The following is a 10,555-nucleotide window of genomic DNA, read 5'->3' as shown; positions in this document are numbered from 1 at the left end:
AAGATCACTGCAATTCACCCTCGTGACAAAGTTGGATGACAATATTTTGCTTATCAATTTCATGTAATTTATTCAGCGTTTCATAATACGCTTGCTTATCATCCATGATGATATTAGCAATCGCCATTGGCCCACGTAATTGTTTATAGTTGGTTGGTGACCACGCGGCATCCCCCGCAAGGAGCACCCAACCTGTATTCGTTAAAACGCATAAACCAATGTGACCTGCTGCATGACCAGGAAGCGGTACAATTAATAAGGTCTTTTGCTTATTTACGGCGTAACCTTCGCCTAATATTTGCAATTCATGAGGCAAAGAAACACGCTCAAACCCTTCATAAAACACAGTGCGTTGTTCAAAATCATCGGGTAATAACCCGCTGACAAAGGCATTTTTTAAGGCGGCAAAACCAGTTAAGTGACGTGTTTTTGCCCACCCATCACCAGAGCAAATAATGGGGATCTCAGGGAAGTCACGTAGCCCTGCGATATGGTCACCATGAAAGTGAGACAAAATAACGGCATTAATATCTGCGGGTTTTATTCCATCATCAGCCAGTTGATTAACTAATGCCTGTTTACTGTCGAAGTAAACTGGGGTAATGGCTCGATATAACCGCATAATTCCGTGGCGAGTATGATCATAAAAATGCGTCGCATAACCAGTATCAAATAACCAACGTTGGTTTTCATCGTTAATTAACCATGCTCTGGCAGGAAATTTACAGGATTTAAAGCTCGCACCTTTAAGGGCGACGCAACCTGGGTGTGTGCAATACCCCACTTCATACTGGTAGATGGTTAACATAAATTCTCCTGCTGTTTTAACCATTTCGCCGTTAATTTGACCCCTTGTTGCATCGTATATAAAGGGTAATAACCGAGTTCTTGTTGTGCTTTTTGGTTATCAAGTGTCATGGTGAAATAGGCGGCTCCAAGGCTATAACGCGTCAGTAAGGGTTCTTTTCCTGTTATATAGCCAATCGCTTCTAAAAGAGTTGCCAGACCATACAGTAATGGGTAAGGCGCAGAACGAATTTCACACTTTAAATTCAATTCACTAAACAATTGTTGAAGCGTTTGCTTTAGCGCTTGAGGCTGTTGATTAGTGATATTGTAGGCAGCTCCACTTTTAAGTCCATTTTTAACAGTCGCTAATTGCATACTGTGAACCACATTTCCCACATAAGTGAGGTCGAAATGGTTATTTCCCCCATTAGGTAATATCAATTTACCTTGGCGTGATTTTATTTGTGCTAATAACCTCGGTAAAAGTACACGGTCATGAGGTCCAAATAACCCCCTTGGACGTAAAATAGTGTAGCGTGTTGTTGGAAACTGGCTCACACACTGTTCGATAACGGTTTCTGCTAAATATTTTGTTCTTGCATATTGATTGGCAAAATGGGTATTAACCGTCGATTCACTAATATCTTGCTGGTGTGTGAAATTGAAATAAATTGCAGGGGTAGAAATATGAATAAAGCGCGAAACGTTAGCTTCACCAGCGGCAGTTGCTAAGGTTTGAGTCGCATGTATATTTGTTTTTTCAAAGTCTTGGCGCTTTCCCCAAGGCGAAGAAAGTGCGGCACAGTGCCATATTGCATCACAGCCGGCCATTAGTTTTTTGGCATCTTGCTGGGTTAAATCGGCCAATTCTACTGAAATAAATTTAGCACCCATTTGGCTCAGTTGTTGACCTGCTTGTTGATTACGACCACAAGCAATGACTTCAATCCCCCTTTGCAGTAAATATTCGCTAGCATTGCGTCCTAGCCCACTGGTTGCGCCGGTGACTAATATTTTCACGGGATAAGTACCATTGCACATAGTGCTAATCCTGCTGCTGTTCCGATTAACATTGCACTTTGCTTTTCATAAAACCGACCGCTAATAATCGCCTCATGTAATGCTGAGGGGATAGATGCTGCGACTTGGTTACCACGATATCGATAGATATCAATCAATTGGTCTGTTGTTACCCCGACACGTTGGCGCATATGCTCTAACGATAAATGACTAGCTTGGTGTGGAATAACTGTCTCTATTTGCTTGAGTTGTAAGCCTGATTCATGAAAAACCTGTTGCATAAAGTCTTCAATTAAAGAGGAGGCTAAGCGGAATAGTTTTTTACCTTGCATATGGAAAAGGAAATCATCCTCAGTCATACCTGAACGCGGATTACGCCTTGTACCGCCAGCTCGGATTTCACAAAAATCAATGCCAGCAGTATAAGTTGTATGGGTATAAGAAATAATACCGCTAGTTCCATCGCCTTTTTCAACGATCACACAAGCTGCACCATCCCCAAAAATCAATGATGATTCCTTGTCCTGCCAATCAATTCCCCGTGAAGCAATATCTGCAGAGACGATAGCAATTCGCTGATAAGCACTGGTTGCGAGTAAGCCCGCGGCAACTTGTAATGCGGTAATAAAACTAATACAACTGGCATTGACATCAAAGCATGCAATGCCTTCCCTTAAGTTTGATTGCTCTAGGATATGCGCTGCGGAGCAGGGTAACGCCTGAACAGGGATAGCAGAGGCATTTATTAGCATATCAATACTTTGAGGATTGATATGACTAGCGTCCAGTGTGTTTTGGATCGCCTGAGCTGCCAGCTCGGCTTGCGAATCAGTATTACTGGCATGATAGCGGTATTCAATGCCTGAATGTTTTTCAACAAACCCTATCGATTTATTGAGTTTTTCATCAAGCATTGAAGAAAAAATTTTATTCTTAGGCAGTGCTACACCAGAAGCTATGATTTTAAGTGGGGTGATTAAGCTATTACCAGACATATAAAGTAGTGCCTATCTAACAAAGATGGGGGTAATAAATATCAGAGTTCTACCATTTAATATATAGGAATTACGGAGTTATTGTTATCGGTAAACTCTTTATGAACCTCGTCAATTAGCGCGTAAATAACTGTTTGCCATGCTTTAGGTAATGACGATTGCCAAACAACGTCAATTTGCCATTGGGCTTGCTTGTGATGTTGAATAGGAATAAAGCAGATATCTTCCCGGCTAATATGCCTCGCACTGTATGGAACAAGGCTTACGCCTACTTTAGCGGCAACCAATGCAATAAGAGTCTGAATATCATTAGCTTCCTGCAATGGGGTAATTTTAACCCCCTCAGATTGCAGGTAGCGCTGAATTTGCTGATATAGACCTAAACCGCGTTGAGCCCGCAATGTAAGTAATGGATATTGCGCTAAGTAGTCATTTATTGTGCTTTTCTTCTGATGACCTTGGGCTATAGCAAGAGCGAGTACTTCCTGTTTTAATTTCTGGCTTGTAAGTGTTTTTGTAGCGGCTGTATCAAGGTGGCGAGTAAAGGCAATATGCAGTTGATGTTCTTGAAGCTGTTTTTCCATTTCATGGGAGGGCATATCATCTAGTTGAATCGCAATATTAGGTAATTTTTCACGAAGCCGTGCAACAAAAAAAGAAGCTTCCTGAAAAGTTGAAATCCCAAAGCCGACATTTAAGGACAATGGTGGTTTTTCTCCAAGAGCGATAGCTTGGTTAAGCAACTCCATTATTTGGCTAATAGCTTGTTTTGCATAAGGTAATAATGCTTGGCCCGATTCGGTGAGTACAGCACCGTGGCGACCACGCTGAAATAATATTATACCTAATTGGTTTTCTAATAATTTTATTTGCTTTGTTAAAGCCGGTTGGCTAATACAGAGGCGTGACGCGGCTTCACGATAGTTTGCCGTATCAGCGAGGGTAATAAATGCACGAAGAAGCCGAGTATCCATTATGGTTTGCTGCACACCTCTTAGTTGAAATGTATTAACTCTATAATATCCACCTTATTAATAAGATACTATAGAGTTTCCGGTCTTATGGTTTAGTGCTTTTACTTGGGTTAGGCACTGAAGGTGGTGTCTGGCAAGCAAAACGAACACGACGAATATCCGTTTCATTGCCTATTGTTTCATTGATCATTCGGTAAAGTTCTGGCCGTCTTCCCGTTAGCCAACGTCGACCACTTGATGTTGGCAGTAAGTTGAGGTCAAGATCCGCAATGACCATATCATCGTCAATGGCTAAGCTTTCGTTGATAATCCGCCCATAAGGGTCAATTATCATCGCATTTCCAGTACGAATTTCATCATCATCTAAACCTACGCCATTACTGAATAGGTAAAACACACCGTTATCATGGGCTCTAGCTGGTAGCCAGCGCATCAGCCATCCACGCCCATGTTCCCCTTGAAATGCATCAAATAATGCTTGTGGGTTATTTTGCCTATTTTCCCAAAGGTTCAGGTCGAGTGGTTTCATTCCATATGGGCTACTTGAATGAGTTCCTCCTGTTTGATGGGGAGCAAGAATAATATCAGCACCTAGCAGTGCGTTGATCCGCGGGTTTTCTATCAAATTATTATCCCAGCAAATTAAGATCCCCACTTTAACCCCCCATGGGGTATCGAATACCGTATAGCTATCTCCACTATGGATAACGGGGTGTTCAAAGGCATGTAATTTTCGATGAGCATGGTATTGCCCATCCGGCATGCAGGCAACCCAAGTATTGTAGCATTGCCCATCTAAGCCTCTTTCAATTAACCCGACACCGATGAGCATATCTAATTCTTTAGCCCGCTGGCGGATTAGGGACAATGATGGGCTATCGTGTAGTGTTTCACTGAGCGCATAAACGGCAGGAGCAGCTAGTTTAGGAACATGCCAGTAACCAGTTATGCACATTTCAGGCAAAACAAGTATTTTTACTTTTTGTTTTGCGGCTTGGGTAATGAAATGGTGAATACGCTCTAGGTTATAAGCTTTGTCGCCAGGTTTATGTTGGAATTGCACTGTTGCAACGCGAAGTAATGATTGTGTTTGCATAGAATCTCCTTGGTTAAGGAGATCAAAGCAGGTTATTCGCACAAAAAATAATGAGTTATTTTCTTGTTCAATTACTATTTGTTATCGGAAGGGTGTCCTTAGTTGTTATCAAATATATATATCGATAAATAAATATTTTTAAATATATTATTTCGCATAGTATTCAAAAAAAGACTTTTCTTGGTGTTGATATCTTTATAGCGTTATTGATCTTAGTTTAACCCATTGACTAATATATTTTCTGCCAAGCTATGAATTTTATAAATAAACGATGAAAGTGATAGCTATTCTAAGTATTGACTCACTGAATTTCCCCTAAAATGCTTTGAGGAGCAGCCATATTCTGTGTTTTATGAATGGTTTTTACTGTTTAAGAGATATCTTACAAGAATAAACATCGATTTTATGCACTTTTTACCAGCTAAGGTGATAATTATTATGTTTTATTTTTGTTAAATTGTTTTTTTATAGCTCTTTTGGCAATAATATTTCTTATTTTGTTACATTTGGAAATAAATATAACCGATTGTTATTTAAAGGTTATTTTTTCAATATTAATTTATTAAATCTAAAAAATGGGGTATTTAACTATTTGATAATAGTATTACTCGCTAAATGAGAATTACACGGTTTTTATGAGTCAAAAATAGATGTTTTAACCTATTCTCTGATTTTTTATCTTTCGCACTCTTAATGGGAGTATGGAAAATTGACTATCAATTCCATTATAAAAAATGATAAAAATAAAAATACCACTGACAATGGTTTTTTTAAAATAAACTAAAACAATGTAAAAAATAAATTAATTTATAATTTTTTTATATAAAAATACTTATTAATCAATGGCTATATTATTAAATACCTAAAAATCATCTGAAACTATCAAGTAAGGTTACTTGAGTCTCATTTTTATATATTACCATCATGGGTTGTAATATAGTCTAATTTTACTTAAATCAACGTGTTAGGATTATAAATATCATATGAATAATAAGGTGAAGTTGTATTATTTAGGTGATTTTCTTTTTAGTGATAAAGCTAAATTTAAATGAACAAATATTGATAGGTTTCACTGACTTGAATTGATTAAATTGATCGTTAGAAACAGTTTTACTTTTATATATTGAAATTTATAATTAACTCAAATTACGAGTTTTAATTAATTTGTTCTATTTTAATTTGCATTTGTAAGTACAAATTTTATTATACTAAAGGTTTTTGATCTGTTATATAGTTTAGCCGTTTAATATTTTAGGTTATCTTGGGCTATCGTTGATGACAAACGTTAATAGAATAGTAGGAAAAGAGATTAGAAAAAGAAGAAAGCACTTGGGGCTTTCTGGTTTTGAATTGGCAAATCTTGTTGGTGTTAGCCAGCAACAAATTTCACGCTATGAAAGGGGGGAGTGTAACATTAATATCGAAAATTTACATGTTCTCGCTAATGCGCTGGAGACGGAGATGATTTGTTTTTTCATTGATGATGTATTTATAAATAAAGAAAATAATCATATATAAATATTAAAATTAGTCTAATTATAAATACTAAAATAATCATCCATTAGTATGGATGTATTAAGATAAATTCACATTTCATAAAAATAATTATTTTTAATAACGGTGTATTACTATATTTATTGTATATAGTAAATGCCTGCTTTTTTATTACACTCTTAGCAAAAAAATATCAACTTAATAATTATCTTGATTATTAGGTGATTGGTACATCTGTCGTCTTTTTATAGGAAAATATAAATGAAATTAACCAAAATTGCATTAGCTACAATTATCGCATCTTCATTTGGCATTGCAAATGCAGCACCAGTAGACCAAGGTAGCGGGATTATTAACTTTACGGGTAAAGTTATCAATGCACCTTGCTCACTTCCTGGTGATGGCACAATCAATGTAGACCTCGGCCAAGTTGCAAATAAAGTATTAGAAACCGGTAATAAATTTAGCCAAAGCGTTCAGTACAATATTGCTTTAGAAAACTGTGACTTAGGTGAAGTTAAAGATTCTAACGACCAAGTTGTTTTCCCTGCGGTTAGCAAAGTTAAAGTCACTTTCACAGGTACTCCAGACACTACGGCTAAAGAATTATTAGCAAATACAGGTACTTCTAAAGGTGTTGGTGTTCGTTTAATCAACGCTGATGGTGCGACAATGAAAGTAGGTGATACAAGTGTTGAGATGCCATTAGCTGATGGTCCAAACAAACTGGCATTCAGTGCTCGTGTTGAAGCAAATGGTGACAAAGTTGAAACAGGTAGTATCATTTCTCAAGCAACTTACGCTTTAAACTACCTGTAATTTATATTTTTAATAACAGGCATGTATTTGCCTGTTATTTTTCCTTTGTTATTTGCTTTTTATTTTTTTGGCAGGGAACTCCATGTCTTTATTGCCTCATTTTAAAATGAATAAAATATTATTTTCTATTGTATTGGCATTTTCTATTTCAGAAATATCCAATGCTGTGGAATTTAATATGAATATTATTGATGCAAAGGACAGAGATAATATTGACTTGAGTCAGTTCTCAAACCCTGATTTTATTCCAGCCGGTGAATATCTGACAGATATTACGTTGAATGGCCGAAAGTTATCTGGTCAACACTTAATTAAGTTTATTGAAACGAGTAAAGATAATTCAACACTCTGCATTACACCAGAAATGGTAGATATTTTTGCACTAAAAAAGAAGGTTAAGGAAGAACTTCTGCAAAATAATAATGGCCAGTGTGTTGAACTATCTAAAAATTTAGATATTACATATCGCTTCGACAAGGCGAATCAAAATATCTTATTTTCTATTCCTCAAGCTTGGTTAGAGTATGACGACCCTTATTGGGTTCCACCATCTCAATGGGAGAATGGCATTACAGGGGCTTTTCTTGACTATAACCTATTTGCGAATTATTCCTCTCCTAAAAATAATAGTGAAACATTTAGTGCCAGTAGTAATGGTACCACTGGTATCAATTTAGGTGCTTGGCGTTTTCGTGCAGACTATCAATATCAATATAATCGTTCTCAAGGGAAAACAAACGAACGTTTCGATTGGACCCAACTTTATGCTTTTCGTGCATTACCAGAAATGGGTGCGAAAGTATTGTTAGGGGAGTCTTATTTAAAAACAAACCTATTTGATAGTTTCCGTTTTATTGGTGCTTCTGTTTTCAGTGATAATCGCATGTTACCGCCTTCTTTGCGTGGGTATGCGCCACAGGTAACAGGGATTGCAAAAACAAATGCAATGGTGATTGTTTCACAAAATGGGCGAGTGATTAAGCAAGCAAGGGTAGCTCCAGGGCCATTTAATATCCAAGATATTACAGAAGCTGTACAAGGCACCTTAGATGTGACTATCGAGGAAGAGGATGGGTCAAAAACGACGTATCAAGTGACTGCGGCATCATTGCCGTTTTTAACTCGCCAAGGGCAATTTCTGTATAAATTTACGGTCGGTCAGTCCGATCCATTTGGTCGCTCGCAGAAAGTCGACCCGCGGTTTATTGCGGGTGAGATATCCTATGGGTTATTTGGAAATACCTCTCTTTTTGGGGGCTTAATAGCGACTATTGATAATACTAATTACCAAGCTGTAAACCTTGGTATTGGGCAAAATATGAATATGTTTGGTGCGATCTCACTGGATATTACTCGCACACACGCAAACTTAGATAATTTTGGTTCTTATTCAGGTAATAGCTATCGTTTAAATTATTCTAAGCGCTTTGAGTCTACGAATTCCCAGGTGACATTCGCTGGCTATAAGTTCTCTGAAAAAGAATTTTTAACCATGCCGCAATATATTGATGCAGCTAATGGAGCGCTGGACTTTAGACGCGATAAAAACGTGTATACGGCATCTTTTAATCAATATATCAGCCCATTAGATTTAACTATTTATTTTAATGCGTCACATCATCAATTTTGGAATAGTGAATCTACAACTAACTTTGGGATGAGTTTCAGTAAATTGTTTAGTGTTGGGCAGATTAAAAATATTTCTGGGACATTGTCACTTAATAAAATTAAATATGAAACGACAGATGATAACCAAATTTATTTATCATTTTCTATCCCATTAGAAGGCGGTAGCTCCATCAGTTATGACGCGCAATATGCTGATAATGACCACAGTTTTGGGCAGTCTGTTGCGTACTATAGCGAGAATGTGAATAACAACTATTGGAGTATGCGTGTTGGCGGTTCTCAACATGAACTTGGACGCGCAGAGCCAAATATTAGCGGTAGCTATCAGCATTCATCTCCTTACGGCGTATTAAACGTCAATGCGACGGAAAATATTAATTCTTATCGTGCATTTGGCGGTAGTTGGTATGGTTCGATGACAGCCACAAAATACGGCGCAGCAATGCACCGCAATGGAACCAATAATGAGCCGCGAGTTATGATTGATAGTGACAATGTTGCTGGTATTTCTATTGATAATGGCGAGTCAGTGACGAACCGTTTCGGGATTGGAGTGGCGACAAGTTTGAACAGTTTCTCCAATTCAGATGTATATATCGATATGAATACATTACCAGATGATGTTGATGTTAATGACAATATCATTGGTAAAACATTAACTGAAGGTTCGATTGGTTACCAAAAAATAAAGGCAAATCAAGGGAAACGTATTTTAGCGGTTATTCGCTTGAGTAATGGGAATTATCCACCATTAGGGACGAGTGTTATTGAAGTGAATACCGGTAGGGAAGTCGGCATCATCGCAGATAGTGGGGTGACTTATTTGACCGGTGTTGATCCAGAAGAAAACTACATTGTTAAATGGGCCAGTGGCGCGAATCAGTGTCGTTTAAATTTACCTAATATTGCCGAAAAAAATCAGGGGAAAGTCCTGATCCCTTGCCAATAAAGGAATAATGTATGAGTAAAAAGTATGTAGTAGCTTTAGGGCTTTCACTCGTTTTTGTCGGTATGCAAATTGCGTCCGCAGCAATCAATATTGACCGTACCCGAATTATTTTTCCGGGCAAAGATAAGTCGATTAGTTTGGTTATTAATAATCAAAGTAAAACAATGCCATATTTAGCTCAGTCTTGGATGGAAGATGAAAAAGGGAATAAGGTTTCAGAACCTTTTACGGTACTCCCTCCTATGCAACGGGTTGAACCAAATGCGAAAAACCAAATTAAAATCATCAAAACAGAAGGCGTTGATTTACTTCCCCAAGATAGAGAATCGCTATTTTATTTAAATGTACGTGAAATTCCGCCTGTCGCTGATAAAGAAAATGTCGTGCAAATTGCGATTCAAAGCCGTTTGAAAATGTTTTATCGCCCACCTCAGATTGAAAATAATAGCGATAAGGTTTGGGCAAAAGAATTGAAATATACTCATACAGGTAATCAATTACTCATTGAAAACCCAACAAAATATTATGTGACATTAGGTTATTTAAGTAACAACAATAGAAAAAATTTCCCCGGTTTTGAAAGTGTTATGGTGGCACCTCTTTCGAAAGAACGTGTTGTCGTGCCGAGCGAAGGGTTTACTCAATTGTACACCGGGTACATGGATGATTACGGCGGTATGAAGATGTTGACTTATCGATGTGCTGCTTCGACATGCCAATTGTCAAAAGAGAGTCAATAGGATTTTAGAAATGAGAAATTGTTACTTTTCAATATGTTTTTTCATGTTGT

At 37.5% G+C, this 10,555-nt stretch carries 9 protein-coding genes; 4 read left to right on the top strand and 5 right to left on the bottom strand.

All coding sequences use genetic code 11. The annotated features are described in order from the left end of the window. Positions 1 to 4: 4 nt before the first annotated feature. The 5 genes from ABE954_RS19230 to ABE954_RS19210 all read right to left on the bottom strand — a co-directional run bounded on the left by ABE954_RS19230 (position 5) and on the right by ABE954_RS19210 (position 4,874). Positions 5 to 808, bottom strand: coding sequence for an MBL fold metallo-hydrolase (locus tag ABE954_RS19230; protein WP_166696477.1), 804 nt, complete (start codon positions 806 to 808; stop codon positions 5 to 7). Continuing rightward, positions 802 to 1,809: an NAD(P)-dependent oxidoreductase gene (locus tag ABE954_RS19225; protein WP_129466669.1), complete on the bottom strand. Its 1,008-nt coding sequence runs from the start codon at positions 1,807 to 1,809 to the stop codon at positions 802 to 804. Before ABE954_RS19225 ends, ABE954_RS19230 begins: the two co-directional genes overlap by 7 nt. Further along, positions 1,806 to 2,804 (bottom strand): 3-oxoacyl-[acyl-carrier-protein] synthase III C-terminal domain-containing protein, encoded by a 999-nt coding sequence (locus tag ABE954_RS19220; protein WP_042845492.1) that lies wholly within the window; start codon positions 2,802 to 2,804, stop codon positions 1,806 to 1,808. Before ABE954_RS19220 ends, ABE954_RS19225 begins: the two co-directional genes overlap by 4 nt. A 56-nt stretch (positions 2,805 to 2,860) precedes the next feature. Beyond that, positions 2,861 to 3,778: a LysR family transcriptional regulator gene (locus ABE954_RS19215; RefSeq protein ID WP_042845491.1), complete on the bottom strand. Its 918-nt coding sequence runs from the start codon at positions 3,776 to 3,778 to the stop codon at positions 2,861 to 2,863. Between the two features lie 85 nt (positions 3,779 to 3,863). Further along, positions 3,864 to 4,874, bottom strand: coding sequence for a nitrilase family protein (locus ABE954_RS19210; RefSeq protein WP_131680119.1), 1,011 nt, complete (start codon positions 4,872 to 4,874; stop codon positions 3,864 to 3,866). A 1,275-nt stretch (positions 4,875 to 6,149) separates the two neighbouring features. On the opposite strand from ABE954_RS19210, the gene ABE954_RS19205 reads away from it, so the two are divergent. The 4 genes from ABE954_RS19205 to ABE954_RS19190 all read left to right on the top strand — a co-directional run bounded on the left by ABE954_RS19205 (position 6,150) and on the right by ABE954_RS19190 (position 10,505). Continuing rightward, a complete protein-coding gene (locus tag ABE954_RS19205) occupies positions 6,150 to 6,392 on the top strand; it encodes a helix-turn-helix domain-containing protein (RefSeq protein WP_042845488.1) in 243 nt (80 codons plus the stop codon). Between the two features lie 237 nt (positions 6,393 to 6,629). Further along, the gene (locus tag ABE954_RS19200; protein ID WP_042845487.1) at positions 6,630 to 7,187 is read left to right on the top strand and encodes a fimbrial protein; all 558 of its coding nucleotides are present in this window, start codon (positions 6,630 to 6,632) and stop codon (positions 7,185 to 7,187) included. 82 nt (positions 7,188 to 7,269) lie between these two features. Beyond that, positions 7,270 to 9,765 carry a fimbria/pilus outer membrane usher protein gene (locus ABE954_RS19195; protein ID WP_166696479.1) on the top strand — a complete coding sequence of 832 codons (2,496 nt, stop codon included), beginning with the start codon at positions 7,270 to 7,272 and terminating at the stop codon, positions 9,763 to 9,765. An 11-nt stretch (positions 9,766 to 9,776) separates the two neighbouring features. Further along, positions 9,777 to 10,505 carry a molecular chaperone gene (locus ABE954_RS19190; RefSeq protein ID WP_371025658.1) on the top strand — a complete coding sequence of 243 codons (729 nt, stop codon included), beginning with the start codon at positions 9,777 to 9,779 and terminating at the stop codon, positions 10,503 to 10,505. Positions 10,506 to 10,555: the final 50 nt, after the last annotated feature.

The sequence above is a fragment of the Providencia sp. TYF-12 genome (assembly GCF_041344805.1).
Lineage (GTDB): Bacteria > Pseudomonadota > Gammaproteobacteria > Enterobacterales > Enterobacteriaceae > Providencia > Providencia huashanensis.
The sequence above is the reverse complement of the archived record's forward strand: the minus strand, read 5'-3'. Positions and strand labels throughout refer to the sequence as shown.